Annotated in this window: 14 protein-coding genes; 7 read left to right on the top strand and 7 right to left on the bottom strand. The window is 72.0% G+C overall.

Going from position 1 to position 16,191, the window contains the following annotated elements; translation table 11 throughout:
* Positions 1–50: 50 nt before the first annotated feature.
* Positions 51–1,145, bottom strand: a complete 1,095-nt coding sequence (locus ACFU5K_RS13570; RefSeq protein ID WP_384060239.1) for a DUF5925 domain-containing protein — start codon at positions 1,143–1,145, stop codon at positions 51–53.
* A 276-nt stretch (positions 1,146–1,421) separates the two neighbouring features.
* Between ACFU5K_RS13570 and ACFU5K_RS13575 the strand changes: the two genes are divergently transcribed.
* Positions 1,422–2,228 (top strand): SGNH/GDSL hydrolase family protein, encoded by an 807-nt coding sequence (locus ACFU5K_RS13575; protein ID WP_384060241.1) that lies wholly within the window; start codon positions 1,422–1,424, stop codon positions 2,226–2,228.
* 451 nt (positions 2,229–2,679) lie between these two features.
* Positions 2,680–2,943: a hypothetical protein gene (locus ACFU5K_RS13580; RefSeq protein WP_078598324.1), complete on the top strand. Its 264-nt coding sequence runs from the start codon at positions 2,680–2,682 to the stop codon at positions 2,941–2,943.
* Positions 2,944–2,953: 10 nt separating this feature from the next.
* Here the strand turns inward: ACFU5K_RS13580 and ACFU5K_RS13585 are convergent, their stop codons facing one another.
* The 3 genes from ACFU5K_RS13585 to ACFU5K_RS13595 form a co-directional block, all read right to left on the bottom strand.
* Positions 2,954–4,186 (bottom strand): CaiB/BaiF CoA transferase family protein, encoded by a 1,233-nt coding sequence (locus ACFU5K_RS13585; protein WP_384060244.1) that lies wholly within the window; start codon positions 4,184–4,186, stop codon positions 2,954–2,956.
* Positions 4,187–4,220: 34 nt separating this feature from the next.
* Positions 4,221–4,973, bottom strand: a complete 753-nt coding sequence (locus tag ACFU5K_RS13590; RefSeq protein ID WP_384060356.1) for an ABC transporter permease — start codon at positions 4,971–4,973, stop codon at positions 4,221–4,223.
* A 71-nt stretch (positions 4,974–5,044) separates the two neighbouring features.
* Complete coding sequence (locus ACFU5K_RS13595) at positions 5,045–6,013, bottom strand: ATP-binding cassette domain-containing protein (protein WP_384060246.1); 969 nt, start codon at positions 6,011–6,013, stop codon at positions 5,045–5,047.
* 63 nt (positions 6,014–6,076) lie between these two features.
* On the opposite strand from ACFU5K_RS13595, the gene ACFU5K_RS13600 reads away from it, so the two are divergent.
* On the top strand, positions 6,077–6,787 hold the full coding sequence (locus ACFU5K_RS13600; protein WP_384060248.1) for a TetR/AcrR family transcriptional regulator: 711 nt from the start codon (positions 6,077–6,079) through the stop codon (positions 6,785–6,787).
* Positions 6,788–6,827: 40 nt separating this feature from the next.
* Here ACFU5K_RS13600 and ACFU5K_RS13605 read toward each other — a convergent pair whose 3' ends face one another.
* The 3 genes from ACFU5K_RS13605 to hmgA all read right to left on the bottom strand — a co-directional run bounded on the left by ACFU5K_RS13605 (position 6,828) and on the right by hmgA (position 10,263).
* On the bottom strand, positions 6,828–8,057 hold the full coding sequence (locus tag ACFU5K_RS13605; protein WP_384060250.1) for a type ISP restriction/modification enzyme: 1,230 nt from the start codon (positions 8,055–8,057) through the stop codon (positions 6,828–6,830).
* Between the two features lie 67 nt (positions 8,058–8,124).
* Complete coding sequence (locus ACFU5K_RS13610) at positions 8,125–8,901, bottom strand: GntR family transcriptional regulator (protein ID WP_384060253.1); 777 nt, start codon at positions 8,899–8,901, stop codon at positions 8,125–8,127.
* 42 nt (positions 8,902–8,943) lie between these two features.
* The gene (gene hmgA / locus ACFU5K_RS13615; protein WP_384060255.1) at positions 8,944–10,263 is read right to left on the bottom strand and encodes a homogentisate 1,2-dioxygenase; all 1,320 of its coding nucleotides are present in this window, start codon (positions 10,261–10,263) and stop codon (positions 8,944–8,946) included.
* Positions 10,264–10,378: 115 nt separating this feature from the next.
* On the opposite strand from hmgA, the gene ACFU5K_RS13620 reads away from it, so the two are divergent.
* The 4 genes from ACFU5K_RS13620 (at position 10,379) to ACFU5K_RS13635 (ending at position 16,150) form a co-directional block, all read left to right on the top strand.
* Positions 10,379–11,014, top strand: a complete 636-nt coding sequence (locus ACFU5K_RS13620) for a TetR/AcrR family transcriptional regulator (RefSeq protein ID WP_384060258.1) — start codon at positions 10,379–10,381, stop codon at positions 11,012–11,014.
* A 153-nt stretch (positions 11,015–11,167) separates the two neighbouring features.
* Positions 11,168–13,348 (top strand): molybdopterin oxidoreductase family protein, encoded by a 2,181-nt coding sequence (locus ACFU5K_RS13625; RefSeq protein ID WP_384060260.1) that lies wholly within the window; start codon positions 11,168–11,170, stop codon positions 13,346–13,348.
* Between the two features lie 121 nt (positions 13,349–13,469).
* Complete coding sequence (locus ACFU5K_RS13630; RefSeq protein WP_384060263.1) at positions 13,470–14,906, top strand: CitMHS family transporter; 1,437 nt, start codon at positions 13,470–13,472, stop codon at positions 14,904–14,906.
* A complete protein-coding gene (locus ACFU5K_RS13635; RefSeq protein WP_384060265.1) occupies positions 14,906–16,150 on the top strand; it encodes an MFS transporter in 1,245 nt (414 codons plus the stop codon). The genes ACFU5K_RS13630 and ACFU5K_RS13635 overlap by 1 nt, the downstream gene beginning before the upstream one ends.
* The last annotated feature ends 41 nt before the right edge of the window (positions 16,151–16,191 follow it).

Raw genomic sequence — 16,191 nt, forward strand, 5'->3', positions numbered from 1 at the left:
TGCGGCGCCGAGGCCTTGGAGGGCCGGGTGTCCGTCGCCGGCCCTCCCGCTCAGAGGTACAGCCCGGCGTCCGCCCCGGATTCCTGCTTGGGCACGGACGCGGGGCCGCTGCCCCGACGCAGCGCGTAGAGCTCGGCGAGTGTGGCGCCCTCCCTGCCGAGCCCCTCCTCCGTGCCCAGCCAGGACACCGACTCCCGACGGGTCAGGGGGCCGACCTCGAGGCGGGCCAGGCACCGGCCCGGCCGCACGACGGCGGGGTGCAGCCGCTCCAGGTCCTCGTTCGTCGTGACCCCGACCAGCACGTTGCGGCCCTGGCCCAGCAGGCCGTCCGTCAGGTTCAGCAGCCGGGACAGCGCCTGACCGGCGGTGTGCTTGGCCTCGCCGCGGATCAGCTCGTCGCAGTCCTCCAGGAGCAGCAGACGCCACCGGCCCTTCGCCGAACCGTCGTCCTCGCCGATCGCGATGTCCATCAGGTATCCGACGTCGTTGAACAGCCGCTCCGGGTCCAGCACGCAGTCGACCTGGCACCAGTCCCGCCAGGAGCGGGCGAGCGTGCGCAGCGCGGAGGTCTTGCCCGTGCCCGGCGGGCCGTGCAGCAGGAGCAGGCGGCCGGCGATGTCGTCGGGCGTGACCCTCATCAGCCGGTCCATGGCATCGGCGACCGGGGCCGTGTAGTTGGGGCGTACCTCGTCCCAGGTGCCCGCGGCGATCTGCCGGGTGGTGCGGTGCGGGCCGCGGCGCGGGGAGACGTACCAGAAGCCCATGGTCACGTTCTCCGGCTGCGGCTCCGGCTCGTCGTGCGCGCCGTCGGTCGCCTCGGACAGGATCTTCTCGGCGAGTTCGGGTGTCGCCGCGGTCACCGTGACGTCGGCACCGCGGTTCCAGCGGGAGACGAGCACGGTCCACCCGTCACCCTCGGCGAGGGTCGCATTGCGGTCGTCGTCACGGGCGGATCGCAGCACCTTGGCAGTCGGGGGGAGCAGGGTCGCGCCCGACTTCACCCGGTCGAGGGAGGAGCTGTGCGAATAAGGCTGCTCACCCGTCGCGAAGCGGCCCAGGAACAGCGCGTCCACGACGTCGGACGGCGAATCGCTGTCGTCCACGTTGAGCCGGATCGGCAGGGCGGACTCGGGGTTGGCAGACATGGCGCCCATGATCCGGCACGGAGGCGGTCCGCGCACCCGGGTTTCGTGACCTGCCCGGCGACGCCGCACGTGTGCGAGGGAGGGAGCCCGGTGGCCCGCCCGGCCTGGCCGCCGGGCGGATTTGCCCCTCGGCGAGCGAGATGTCCCGCACGGCATGGGGCGCCGTCATAAAGATTCGGGTGAGGGGCTGTTGAAGCATTTTGGCATGGACACTTCCGAAACTGAGGCCGGTACTGCTACCACGGAGTAGGCAGAGATCCTGCCCAAGGAGGTTCCATGAAAATGTCCAGACTCGTGGCGTTCTCGTCCTCTCTCCTGCTCGGCACCGTTCTCGCTCTGACCGGTGCCGGCGTCGCTCAGGCCAAGGAGTCCGCAGCCGTCGACTACGTGGCCCTGGGTGACTCGTACTCGTCGGGAGTGGGCGCGGGCAGCTACGACAGCGCGAGTGGTGACTGCAAGCGCAGCACCCGCGCCTACCCGGCTCTCTGGAAGGCGGCCAACAACCCCGCGTCGTTCGCCTTCACCGCGTGTTCGGGAGCCAGGACCGGCGACGTCACGGCCGGTCAGCTCGGTCCGCTCAGCTCCGCCACCGATCTCGTCTCGATCTCCATCGGGGGCAACGACGCGGGCTTCGCCGATGTCATGACGACCTGTGTCCTGCAGTCCGAGGCCACCTGCCTCAGCCGGATCGCCACCGCTCGCGCGTACGTCGACTCGACCCTGCCCGGCAAGCTGGACGCCGTGTACTCGGCCATCAGCGCCAAGGCGCCCTCGGCCCACGTCGTCGTCCTGGGCTATCCCCGCTTCTACAAGCTCGGCGGCAGCTGCATCGCCGGTCTGAGCGAGAACGAACGCTCCGCCATCAACGGCGCGGCCGACTACCTCAACGCCGCCACCGCCAAGCGTGCCGCCGACCACGGCTTCACCTTCGGTGACGTCACCTCGACCTTCACCGGGCACGAGATCTGCTCGGGCAGCGCATGGCTGCACAGTGTGAACTGGCTCAACATCGGCGAGTCCTACCACCCGACCGCCGCAGGGCAGTCGGGCGGCTACCTGCCCGTCCTCAACGCGAAGGCCTGACCCCCACAGGGCAACCCGGCGTGTCCCCGGCCGTCCGCCGGGGAGGAGACTCCGTCCTCGTGGTCTCCTCCCCGGCGTCCTCGCACATCGAGTCGCGCATCCCCCGGGCGGGGCGCGGCAGCGACCGGCGCGCCGAAGCGGCAGGGCGCAGCGGGGCCGGGCGGAGGTTCCCGGACGCGCCCGGCGTACGCTCGTGAGCTAGGCGATCCGGTCGGCAGACCGGTCCACCCGGGACAGCGGGCGGGGAGCCCTTCCGCCGCTGTACTGCCGGAATTCGGTGATTCATCGCCAAGCCGGCCCAACCCGTGGCGGAAACGGCGGGGTTGCGGTCACGGCCCGTCAACACCCGTGCACGGGTATGCAATCCTGCGGCCGGGATACACGAGTGTCGTCACGGGACGATAGGGTTAACCTGCCCGGGCCGGGTGCCCTCGTACGGGTGGGGAGTGACATGGAACAGATAACGATGCGGAGCAGGCCGCGTGTGCCTGCCATCACATGTGGGAGCGGTGCGACCAGTTCGCGCCTCGACCGCCATCTCGCAGTGCTGGGCGGCCCCGCCGTCCCGCAGCGCGAGTCCGCGGAGGCGACGCTGCTGATGCTCGAGCTGACCTCGCGCGACGCGGCGCACACCCGCAGGAGCAGGAGCGCGCGTGTCTCGCTCTTCGCACCGCTGCGGCGACTGCGGCGTTCGCTCTTCGGCAGCCGCCGCTGACCGACGGCTGTCACGAACGGTCCGGCCCTCCGCTCAGGGCCGCGTCCACGATCACTCCGTCCCGGCGCAGTGCTGCTGTCTGCCCGTCCGTCATCCCCAGGGCCCGCAGCGTTGCGTCGGTGTGTTCCCCCAGCGCCGGTACGGCACCCATCGGCGTCGGCGCTCCGCCCGGCAGCGTGATCGGGGGAAGCAGGGCCCGCAACGCACCGACAGGTGTGTCCACTTCCCGCCACCGGTCCCGCGCCGCCAGCTGGGGGTGGGCGGCCACGTCCGCGACCGTGTTCAGCCGGGCGCAGGCGATTCCCGCCGCCTCCAGTCTTGCCAGGGCCTCCTCGCCCGTCAGTCCCGCGAGCACGCCGCCCACGACCTCGTCCGTCCGCTCCCGGTTGGCCGTCCGTGCGGCGTTCGTCGCGAAGTCCGGGTCATCGGCCAGACCGGGCCGCTCCAGTACCTGTTCGGCGAGCCGGCGCCACTCCCGGTCGTTCTGTACGGAGAGCAGCAGCTGTTCGCCGTCGGCGGTGGCGTATGCGTCGTAGGGAACGATCACCGCGTGTGCGAGCCCCGTACGGGCCGGGGCCGGGCCCCCGTGCATCCCGTGGTGCAGCGGATGGCCCATCCACTCGGCCAGCGAGTCCAGCATGGAGATCTCCACCGGGCCCCCGCGTCCCGTCGTGGCGCGCCTCAGCAGGGCCGCGAGCACACCGGAGAAGGCGTACATCCCCGCCGCGATGTCGGCGGCGGGCACCCCTGCCTTGACGGGCCGCTCCGGCGTCCCGGTGACGGACACCAGGCCCGCCTCGCACTGGACGAGCATGTCGTAGGCCCGTTTGTGCGCGTACGGCCCCCCGGCGCCGTAACCGGAGATGTCCACCGCCACCAGCCGGGGGTTCGCGGCACACAGGGAGGCCGCGTCCAGGCCGAGTCTGGCGGCCGCTCCCTGTGCCAGGTTCTGCACGAACACGTCGGCTCCGGCGACGAGCCTGAGCACCACGTCCAGACCGCGCGGATCCTTCAGGTCGATCGCGACGGACTCCTTTCCGCGGTTGCACCAGACGAAGTGGGAGGCGAGCCCCCGTGCCGCCGTGTCGTAACCGCGCGCGAAGTCACCCCCGTCCGGACGCTCGATCTTGATGACGCGCGCGCCGAGGTCCGCGAGCTGCCGGGTCGCGAAGGGGGCTGCGACGGCCTGCTCGACGGCCACCACGGTGACGCCGTCCAGGGGGAGGGGCTGTGTGCTGCTCATGAGCAGCGTGCTTACCGTGCGCGCGGCGCCCTTGTCACGCGCCGTCGCGGGCGTACCGCCGCACCGTCAGCGGGACGAACACCGCGAGCAGGACCGCCGACCACGCCAGCGTCCCGGCCACGGGGTGCGCGGACGGCCACGCGGCGCCGGCCGCCGGGGCCGCGTTGCCGAAGAGGTCGCGGGTGGCCGCCGCCAGCGCGCTGATCGGATTCCACTCGGCGATCGTCCGCAGCCACCCGGGCATGCCGCCGGTGGGGATGTACGCGCTGGAGAGCAGCGGAAGCACGAAGGTCGCGCTGCCGAGCTGGCCCGCCGCCTCCTCGTCGCGGATCAGCAGACCGAGCCAGTAGCCCGCCCAGGAGGTGCTGAACCGGAAGAGCAGAAGCAGTCCGAACGCGCCCGCGGCACCGGCCGCACCGCCTTCGATCCGCCAGCCCACCACGAGTCCGACGAGCATCAGGGGGACCAGGCCGGCCGCGGTGGTCAGCACCTCGGCGGCGGTGGAGCCGAGCGGCACGGCGGCCCGGCTCATCGGCAGCGTACGGAAGCGGTCCATCACTCCCCGGTGGCAGTCCTGCGCCGCCTGGAACATGCCGGTCATGAGGCCGTTGGCAGCGGTCGCGGCGAGGAGCCCCGGCACCAGGAACGCGCGGTACTCCTGCCCCGGCACCGCCAGCGCGCTGCCGAAGACGTAGCCGAAGAACAGCAGCATGGTGATCGGCATGGTCTGGGTCAGGATCAGGACGCCGGGCGCGGCCTTGGTCTTCTGCAGGTGGCGGCCGGTCATCGCCAGGCCGTCGGCGATCAGGGTGGAGCCCGTGGCGGGCGCCGGGTCGCGCTCGGGGACCAGGATCGTGTTCACGCCGCCGGCTCCTTCACCGTGTGGGCGTCCGCCCGGCCGGTCAGCCGGAGGAAGGCCTCGTCGAGGGTGGGTGCACGCAGACTCGCGTCGATCAGGGGGACGCCCGCCGTGTCCAGTTCGCGAACGATGCGGGGCAGGGTCAGAGCCGGGTCGGACGCGACGACGCGGACGGTGCGCCGCTCGTGGTCGAGCACCGGTTCGGCCCCGGTCAACTGGTCGAGCACCGCGGCCGCGGCAGGGAGCGTTGAGGTGTCGGCGACGACGACCTCCGCGTAACCGCCGATGAGCGCCTTGAGTTCGGCGGGGGTGCCGCGGTGTGCGGCCCGGCCATGGTCGATCAGCACGATGTCGTCCGCCAGCTGGTCGGCCTCCTCCAGATACTGGGTGGTGAGCAGGACCGTGGTGCCCCGCCCCGCCAGTTCGCGCACGGCCGCCCAGATCTGGCTGCGGCTGTGCGGGTCGAGCCCGGTCGTCGGCTCGTCCAGGAAGAGCACCTGCGGGCGGGTGAGCAGGCCCGCCGCGAGGTCCAGCCGGCGGCGCATGCCGCCGGAGTAGGTACGGGCGGGGCGGTCGGCGGACTCGGTCAGGCCGAAGCGCTCCAGCAGTTCCTCGGCGCGTGCGTGGCCCGCCGTACCCCGGAAGCGGAGCAGGCGTGCGAAGAGCCGCAGATTCTGCCGTCCGGAGAGCTCGCCGTCGATCGAGGTGCTCTGTCCGGTGACGCCGATCGCCGCGCGCACCGCCGCCGCTTCGCGGACCACGTCGTGACCGGCGACCCGGGCGTTGCCGCCGTCGGGTCCGGTCAGTGTGGTCAGCACCCGGACGGCGGTGCTCTTGCCCGCGCCGTTCGGCCCCAGCACTCCGCACACGGTGCCCTCGGCCACTGCGAGATCGAGCCCGCGCAGTGCGTGGACGTCTCGGTAACGCTTCTCCAGACCTTCACTAAGTACGGCGTACGTAGTTGTCATGCGACCACCGTAGCGCACTACGTACGGTGTACGTAACTACGATGGTGGAAGAGGTGATGACCGATGGTGGGGCGACCCGCTGTACCCGAAGTGATCTGGGCGCGCCCCGAGCGTGCGGGGCGTGGGCCCAAGCCCGCGTTCAGCCGTGCCGACATCGCGGCCGCCGCCGTGCGCATCGCCGACGCGGAGGGCCTCGACGCGGTGTCGATGCGCAAGGTGGCCGCCGAGCTCGGCTGCGGCACGATGTCGCTCTACAACTACGTCCCGCGCAAGGAGGACCTGTACGAGCTGATGTTCGACGCGGTCAGCGCTGGCTACGACCTGCCGGAGAAACCCTCCGGCGACTGGCGCGCCGACATCCTGGCCCTCGCCCACCAGTCGCGAGCGATGATGCACCGTCACACCTGGGTGCCTCGGCTGATGTCCCCGGTCTACGGGTTCAGTCCGAACTCGCTTCTCTACCTCGAGTACGCGCTCAGCTGTCTGGACGGGTTCGACGCCCGGTTCGGCGAGAAGATGGAACTCATCGCCATGGTCAACGGTGTCGTCACCACGTATGTGTCCAACGAGATCGCCACGGCGGAACGCAGCCGCTCGCTCCCCTGGTCCGAGGCGCAGGAGCAGGAGATCCGCACCCGCTATCTGATCGGCCGGATCGCGACCGGCAAGTATCCGCGCATGGCGGCCGGATTCGCCGAGGACCCCGGACCGATCGACCTGGAGGGGGTATTCGACCGGGCTCTCGAACGTGTGCTGGACTCGTTCGACAGGTAGCCGCCGGCGTTTGCCCGGAGCCGCTGCGCCGCCCGAGGGGTCACAGCAGGACGAACTGCCCTTCCGGACCCTCCTCGTGGTGGTCCAGCACGGAGGCGGGCCGTCGCGAGGACCTGGGTGCGGGGAGTACCCCGGCCCCGCGTAGCCCGTCCCGCGTCAGGCCCGGATCTGCGTCGAGCCGGTCCCTCAGCGCCTCCTGCTGGGGCGCCAGCTCGTCGAGCAGGGCCAGGACCGTTATCAGTTCCAGCAGCTCGGAGGTCCATTCCTGCGGCCAGCCGGGCGGACACAGCGCTGCCAGGCCCTCCGCTCCGGACGGTGTGGTGCGGCGCCCCCACCAGAGGTCCAGCACCCGCACCCCGTTCACCCGGAACTCCCAGGCCCCCGCGGGAACGGGGGAGATACGACCGGTGCCGAGGGCCAGTGTCCCGGTCCCCGGGTCGTAGTCCAGCCCGTCGGGCCGCGGAGGGATCGCCATCCGCACATACGGGCGACGGCCGCCAGGCAGCCGCGGGCGCCCCCCGCCGTGTGCCCCGCGCAGCTGCACCCGCATTACCTCCCGGCCCAGCGCCACCCCCTCCGCCCACAGGTCGCCGTTCGCGGGCAGGGGTACGACGGGTCCGGACGGGGAGGGGCGGGCGGCCGCCAGGACCCAGGCGAGCACGGACTCCGCGCCGGCGGCGTCCCCGTACCGGGAGCGCAGCAGATCCGGCAGACCCGGTGCGAGATTGGGTTCCTGCGCGCCGGGACGCCGGTAGAGCGGCCGGATCCGGCCTGGGCGGCCCGCCGGTGAGTGGCCGTCGGGCAGCAAGGCCGTCACGGACAGGGCGGGCCCGCCGCCCCGCGGCACGTACCCGTGCTCGACGGCGAACAGCTGGTGTGCGTCGGCGACCCGCCACAGCTCGGGGCGGGCCGCGTCGAGCAGCCGGTGGTCGGGGATCATCCAGTGCTCGTCGAAAGGGCCGTGCAGAATCCGTACCGGCTCCGGATACGGCCCCGGGTCCCGGGCGAAGCCGCCCGTGCCGGTGAACCGGCCCGGCAGCGCGGCGGCCGGGGTCAGCGGGGTACGGGAGGGGCTGGACCGGAACAGGCGCTCCTGCTCGGCGCCCTCCGCCCTCACCAGAAGATCCCACCGGGCCCGGAGCGAGGCCGCGTCCGGGGCCGTCACCCAGGGACGCCCCGTTCTCAGGGGCCGCACCGACCAGGGCATGAGGTCGTCCAGCAGCGGGGGCCCGTCGCCCCCGCCGGCTCCGGCCGCCACCCGAGCTGCCACCGTGTCGTCCTTCCCCGTCCCCGCGTCCGCCGCCCCCGGCATCGTAGCGACCGGCGGCCGCGGGCCGTCAGTGCGCGTCGACCGTCACGGAGAAGGAGAAGCGGTCGCCCCGGTACCGGATGCGCGCCACGTCCACCACGGTGCCCTCCTCGTCGTACGTCACCCCGGTGTAGTGCAGGATCGGGCTGAGCAGCGGGACCTGCAGCAACTCCGCCGTCTCGGGGTCGGCGAGGCGGGCCTCGACGGTGTCCGTGATCCGGGAGATCCGCACGCCGACGGCGTCGCGCAGGACCTTGGTCATGGGCCAGCGCTCCAGATCGGCCACATCGAGTCCGGCCGCGATCTCCGGCCGTACCGCGTTCTCCGCCCAGTTGGTGGGCTCGCCGGTGGTGTCGTCGCAGCGCAGCCGCCGGTAGCTGACCACTTCGGGGCAGTCGGGGAAGAACTCGGCGATATCGCCGGGGACAGCCGTCCGGCCGTGGCCGAGCACGGTCGTCCGCTCGCCCGACTGCTGGGCGACGATCGCGTCGATGGAACCCATCAGCTGGACCGGCGACACCCGCCGGGCGCGCGGCTCGATGAAGGTGCCGCGCCGCCGGTGCCTGCTGATGAGTCCCTCGCTCTCCAGCTCCTTGAGGGCCTGGCGCATCGTGAGCACGCTGACCCCGTAGTGCACCGCAAGCTGCTCCTCGGTCGGCAGCCGCGTCGAGGCGTCCTGCCGGCGTCCCAGTATCGAGGCCCTCAGGGACTGCGAGACCTGGTACCAGAGGGGCAGCTTCCGGTTCAGCACCAGGGAGTCGGGGGCGAAGCCAGGGGTACGAGGCAGTTCGTTGACCTGATTCATCCGGTTCACCTGGGCTCTCTGCGCGGTCGCCCGGTCGTCTGGTCACGGCCGGAAGTTGCTGCTCAGACCCTGCCACACGTCGTCGTACCCACGCTGGAGGTGTCCAGCGCCGACCGCCTGCGCGGTCGCCGTGACCGGCCAGCGCGTCTCGAACATGAACGCGAGGCCGTCGTCGATGCGCTGCGGCTTCAGCTCCGCCGCACTCGCCCGGTCGAAGGTCTCGCGGTCCGGGCCGTGTGCCGACATCATGTTGTGCAGCGATCCGCCGCCGGGTACGAACCCGCCCGCCTTCGCGTCGTACGCCCCCTCGATCAGGCCCATGTACTCGCTCATCACGTTGCGGTGGAAGTACGGCGGCCGGAAGGTGTCCTCGCCGACCAGCCAGCGGGGGGCGAACAGCACGAAGTCGACACCGGCCAGACCGGGGGTGTCGGACGGCGAGGTCAGCACGGTGAAGATCGACGGGTCGGGGTGGTCGTAGCTGATGGTGCCGATGACGTTGAAGCGGTGCAGGTCGTAGACGTACGGCGTGTAGTTGCCGTGCCAGGCGACGACGTCGAGGGGTGAGTGACCGTACGTCGCCGACCAGAGGCTCCCGCAGAACTTGTTGACGACCTCGACGGGGCCCTCGTGGTCCTCGAACGCGGCGACGGGTGCCAGGAAGTCGCGTGCGTTCGCGAGGCCGTTGGCACCGATCGGGCCCAGGTCGGGCAGGACGAACGGCTGCCCGTAGTTCTCGCAGACGTACCCGCGCGCGGTGGGGTCCAGCAACTCGACGCGGAAGCGGACACCGCGGGGGATCAGCGCCACGTGGCCCGGCTCGGCGCGCAGCAGGCCCAGCTCGGTGCGGAGCAGCAGCCCGCCGCGCTCGGGGACGATCAGGAGCTCCCCGTCGGAGTCGCTGAACACCCGGTCGGTCATGGAGGCGTTCGCGCTGTACAGGTGGACGGCCATGCCGGAGCGCTGCGCGGCGTCGCCGTTGCCGCCCAGTGTCCACAGGCCGGTCAGGAAGTCCGTGCCGGGCGCGGGGTCGGGGAGCGGGTCCCACCGCAGCCGGTTGGGGTCGGGGACCGTCTCGGTGAAGGGGGCGGTGCGCAGCGTGCCGTCGTCGACACGGACGAAGGCGGGATGCGCGGCAGAGGGGCGGATCCGGTAGAGCCAGGACCGGCGGTTGCGGGCCCGGGGTTCGGTGAAGGCCGATCCGCTGAGCTGTTCCGCGTACAGCCCGAGGGGCGCGCGCTGCGGGGAGTTGTGACCGTGCGGCAGAGCCCCTGGCACGGCCTCCGAGCTGTGCTCGTTGCCGAAGCCGGATGCGTAGCCGAGGCCGTCCGCCGTCTTCCTCGCCTGCTCGATGCCGCTCATCATGCGCTCCCGGTTGATATAAGGACCCCGTGGATCCCCGACGGATTCCCTGACGAAGATTCCTATGGATCACCGTAGGAATCGAGAGGCGGCCCGTCAACGGCATACCGGCATCATGGGTGCCGTGTCCCGTGCTCATACGAACCTCCGACGCGTCCCCGTGCAGCAGCGCAGCGCCGACCGTCTCGCCCGGATCCTCGACGCCGGCGCCGAACTCCTCGACGGGGGCGGCTACGAGCAGCTGTCCACCCGGGCGGTCGCCGACCGCGCCGGGGTGCCCATCGGCTCCGTCTACCGCTTCTTCCCCAACAAGAGAGCGCTCGTCGACGCCCTGGCCGAACGCAATCTGCAGGTCTACGCCGAGCGTGTCACCGGCAGCCTCGCGGACATCCCGCCGCAGGAGTGGCGTCTGGCCATCGACGCCGTGCTCGACGAGTACCTGGCCATGAAGCGCTCCGTGCCCGGCTTCGCCCTGGTGGACTTCGGGCTTCCCGTGCCCGTCAGCGGTCCGCTCGACGACGTGAACCGGCTCGTGGCGGCCCGCCTGGCGGAACTGCTCTCAGGACACCTCGGCCGGGGGCGCGACGGGGCCGCAGACGATCCCGGGCTGCTCCGCACGGCCCTGGTCTGCGTGCAGGCCGCCGACGCGCTGCTCCAGCTCGCCTTCCGGGCCGACCCGGAGGGGGACCCGGACCTCATAGAGGAGACCCGGGTTCTGCTCCAGGCCTATCTCGCCAGGGTTCTCGCCTGACTCCGCCCCGCGAGGCAACCGGAGGCGCGAACACCTCGCCACCATCCGTACCGGTCGGTATGCTCGGTTCCGCCGGGAACCCGCGCCCGCCGTGCGCGTCGTGGGACGCCGGATGACGCCCGCGTGCCACCGTCGCCGCCCCGGGGAGGGCCCATGTCCCACGAATCCCGCACCGCTCTGCGTGTCTGCCCGCTCTGCGAAGCCACCTGCGGGCTCACCCTCACCATCGAGGGGACGACCGTCACCGGCGCCCGCGGTGACCGGGACGACGTCTTCAGCCACGGCTTCATCTGCCCGAAGGGTGCGTCCTTCGGGGGTCTCGACGCTGACCCCGACCGGCTGCGCGCCCCGCTCGTCCGCACCGACGGGGTCCTGCGCGAGGCGACCTGGTCCGAGGCCTTCGACGCGATCGCCGCGAAGATCCCCGCACTGATCGAGGAGCACGGCAAGCAGGCGGCCGGGGTCTTCCTCGGCAACCCCAATGTCCACACGATGGCGGGCGCGCTCTATCCGCCGCTGCTGCTCTCCGCGCTCGGCACCCGCAACGTCTTCACCGCGAGCACCCTGGACCAGATGCCCAAACACGTCTCCAGCGGACTGCTCTTCGGCGACGCCCAGGCCATCCCCGTACCCGACCTGGACCGCACCGCGCACCTGCTGCTGATCGGTGCCAACCCCCTGGAATCCAACGGCAGCCTGTGCACGGCCGCCGACTTCCCGGGCAAGCTCAAGGCGCTGCGCAGGCGCGGCGGCACCCTCACCGTCATCGATCCCCGCCGCACCCGTACCGCACGGCTGGCCGACCGGCACGCCGCCATCCGGCCCGGCACCGACGCCCTCCTCCTCGCCGCGCTCACCCAGGTCCTCCTCGACGAGAAGCTCGCCGACCCGGGGGTGCTCGCCGGGCATCTCGACGGTTACGACGAACTGGCCCAGGCCATCGCGGACTTCACTCCCGAGGCGGTCTCCGGGGCGTGCGACCTGGACCCGGACACCATCAGGGAGATCGCCCGCGAACTGGCCGCCGCCCCCGCCGCCGCCGTCTACGGGCGCATCGGCAGCTGCACCGTGGAACACGGGACCCTGGCCAGCTGGCTCGTCGACGTACTCAACGTCCTCACCGGCAACCTCGACCGCCCGGGTGGCGCGCTCTTCCCCCTCTCCGCGACCGGACGCGCGCCCCGCGCCGCCGCCCCGGGCAAGGGCTTCGCCCTCGGGCGCTGGAAGAGCCGGGTCTCGGGACATCCCGAGGCCAAGGGCGAACTGCCCGTCGCCGCGCTGGCCGAGGAGATCGAGACCCCGGGGGAGGGGCGTATCCGGGCCCTGATCGTCATCGCGGGCAATCCGGTCCTGTCCGCCCCCGACGGCGACCGGCTGGACCGGGCGCTCACCGACGGCCTCGACTTCATGATCAGCGTCGATCCCTACCTCAACGAGACCGCGCGCCACGCCGACGTGGTGCTGCCTCCGCCGCCGCCCTCGCAGAGCGCCCACTTCGACTTCGCGTTCAACTCCCTGGCCGTACGCAACCAGGTCCGCTACAGCCGTCCGGCCGTGCCCCTGGAAGCGGACAGGATGTCCGAGAGCGAGATCCTCGCCCGGCTGATCCTCGCCGTCGGAGGCATGCACGGGGCGCCGCCCGAGGCCGTCGACGACCTGGCCGTCTCCACGGCGCTCGCGAGGGCGGGAGCCCCCGACTCCCTCGCGGCCGACCTGACCGGCACCACGGGGGCCGAGCGGCGCCTCGACCTGATGCTGCGGCTCGGCCCCTACGGGCTGACGCTGGAACAGGTCCTCGCGCACCCGCACGGAATCGACCTCGGCCCGCTGAAGCCGCGCCTCCCCGAGGTGCTCCGGACCCGCAGCGGCCGCATCGAGCTGCTCCCGGCGCCGATCGCCGCCGACCTGCCCAGGCTGCGCGCGTCGCTCGGCGCGCGGCCCGAGGGGCTCGTCCTCGTCGGCAGGCGCCATCTGCGGTCCAACAACAGCTGGATGCACAACGTCGCCGCGCTCCGCGGGGGTTCGAACGTCTGCACGCTGCAGATCCACCCCGACGACGCGGCCCGGATCGGGCTCGCCGAGGGCGACATCGCCCGGATCACCGCGGCAGGCGGGGAGGTCGAGGCTCCCGCCGAGATCACCGACTCGGTCCGGACCGGGGTCGTGAGCCTTCCGCACGGCTGGGGCCACAGCCGTCCGGGCACGCGCACGGCGGTCGCGGGGTCGGAGCCGGGTGTCAACGTGAACCAGCTCCTGGACGGCACGCTGCTGGACCCGCTGTCCGGGACCTCGGTGCTCAACGCCGTCCCGGTGTCCGTCACGCCAAGTCGTTGACCTGGGGTTTTGCTCGTATTGCTCATACGTCAACATCTTGTTAACGCTACTTCGGGGCCCCTAACGTCATCCGGACCGCCGGTACCGGTGAGAGTTCAAAGGTGAACGTTAGGTATCCCACATGCTGACAATCCTCGGCTTTGCCATGATCGCGACCTTCCTGGTCCTGATCATGATGAAGAAGATGTCGCCCATCGCGGCGCTGGTCCTGATCCCCGCCCTGTTCTGCGTAGCCGTAGGACAGGGCGCCAAGCTCGGCGACTACGTCATCGAAGGGGTCGGCACCCTCGCGCCGACCGCGGCGATGCTGATGTTCGCCATCGTCTACTTCGGCGTGATGATCGACGTCGGCCTGTTCGACCCGATCGTCCGGGCCATCCTGCGCTTCTGCAAGGCCGACCCGATGCGGATCGTCATCGGTACGGCGCTGCTCGCCGCGGTCGTGTCGCTGGACGGCGACGGTTCCACCACGTTCATGATCACGGTCTCGGCGATGTACCCGCTCTACAAGCGGCTGAAGATGAGCCTGGTCGTGATGACCGGCGTCGCCGCCACCGCCAACGGGGTCATGAACACCCTGCCCTGGGGCGGCCCCACCGCCCGGGCCGCCACCGCGCTCAAGGTGGACGCGGCCGACATCTTCGTCCCGATGATCCCGGCTCTCGCCGTCGGCCTACTCGCCGTCATCCTGCTGGCCTGCGTCCTGGGCCGCCGCGAACGCGAGCGGCTCGGGACCCTCACCCTCGACGAGGTGCTCGTCGGCGAACCCGGGACCGTCCTCGCCGGGGCCGGAGGCGACCGGCTCACGAAGAGCGGTGCCACCCCGACGCGCACCGGAGGTACGGGAGACGTGCGGGGCGCCGAAGCCGGAACGAGGGACGCGGGTGGCTCCGAACCCGCTGCCGAGGAGGAGGAGTTCCAGGGGCTGGACCCCCACAGGCCCACCCTGAGGCCCAGGCTCTACTGGTTCAACGCCGGTCTCACGGTGGCCCTGCTGACCGCGATGATCATGGAGCTCATGCCGATCCCGGTGCTCTTCCTGCTCGGCGCGGCCCTCGCCCTCACGGTCAACTTCCCGCACATGCCGGACCAGCGGGCACGGGTCGCCGCGCACGCCGACAACGTCCTCAACGTCTCGGGCATGGTCTTCGCCGCGGCCGTCTTCACCGGCGTGCTCACCGGCACCGGCATGGTCGACCACATGGCGGACTGGCTGGTGGGCGCGATCCCCGACGCGATGGGCCCGCACATGGCCCTCGTCACCGGCCTCCTGAGCGTCCCGCTCACCTACTTCATGTCCAACGACGGTTTCTACTTCGGAGTCCTGCCCGTGCTGGCGGAGGCCGGGGCCTCCCACGGCGTCTCCTCCCTGGAGATCGCCCGTGCGTCGATCACGGGCCAGCCCCTGCACATGTCGTCCCCGCTCGTACCCGCCGTCTTCGTCCTGGTCGGCATGGCCAAGGTGGAGTTCGGCGACCACACCCGCTTCACCGTCAAGTGGGCCGCGCTGACCTCGCTCGTGGTCCTCGGCTCGGGAATCCTCTTCGGAATCATCTGATGCCCGACCAACCACGGCCCGGCAGGGGCTGGCTGCTGCGCCTCGTCATCGCCTTCGCCTTCGCGCAGGGGGCGGTGTCCATGGCGCGGCCCGCCGTCTCCTACCGGGCCCTCTCACTCGGCGCCGACGAACGCGCCGTCGGCGTCATCGCGGGCGTGTACGCGCTGCTGCCGCTCTTCGCCGCCGTACCGCTCGGCCGGCGGACCGACCACGGCCGCCGCGCACCCCTGCTGCCCCTCGGCGTCGCCCTGATCGGCGGCGGCTGCGCCCTGAGCGGCACCGCGGGCTCGCTCCCGGTCCTGGCCGCCTGGAGCGGGGTCATGGGCCTCGGTCACCTCTGCTTCGTCATCGGCGCCCAGTCGCTCGTCGCCCGGCAGTCGGCTCCAGCCGAACAGGACCGCAATTTCGGCCACTTCACCATCGGCGCCTCGCTGGGCCAGCTCATCGGGCCGATCGCCGCCGGCCACCTCGTCTCCGAGCGTGACGGGGCCATGGCCCCTACGAGCGCTCTCGCGCTGCTCGTCTCGGCGGCCGTGGCCGCGGTCTCCTTCACCTCGCTGTGGCGTATCGAGCATGTACGGGCCACGGGTTCACCGCGGCGCGCGTCCGCGAAGGTGCCGGTCGGCGGCATCCTGCGGACCCGAGGCGTCCCGGCGGGCATCTTCATCAGCCTCGCCGTGCTGAGTGCCACCGACATCCTCACCGCCTACCTGCCGGTCGTCGGCGAGACCCGCCACATCGCACCGGCCACCGTGGGGCTGCTGCTCAGCCTGCGGGCCGCCGCGACCATCGCCTGCAGGCTGGTCATGACACCGATGCTGCGTCTGGTCGGGCGCCCGGCCCTGCTCTTCGCGACCTGTCTGGCGGGCGGGCTCCTCTGCGCCGCCGTCGCACTGCCCGTCCCCGTGTGGGCGCTCGCCGTCATACTCGGCGCCCTGGGTTTCTGCCTCGGCGTCGGTCAGCCGCTGTCCATGACCACAGTCGTCCGGTCGGCTCCCGCGGCGGCCCGTTCAACCGCGCTCGCGCTCAGGCTGACCGGCAACCGGCTGGGCCAGGTAGCCGCCCCCGCGTCGGCCGGCCTGGTCGCCGGACTCGCGGGCACGGCGGCGCCGTTCGTGATGCTGGGCGCCCTGCTCGTCGTGGCCGCGGGGCTCGGTCTGCGGGGCGGCGGGGCCAGGGACGTGCCCGGCCCCGTGGCGCCCGCACCCGGCGGGCGGGCGCGGGCCGGGCGGAGCTCCGGCTGACGCACGGCCCCGCGGGTGCCCGCACCCGCGTGGGCGTTCGG

Source organism: Streptomyces sp. NPDC057428 (assembly GCF_042803195.1).
In the GTDB taxonomy this organism is placed as follows: domain Bacteria; phylum Actinomycetota; class Actinomycetes; order Streptomycetales; family Streptomycetaceae; genus Streptomyces.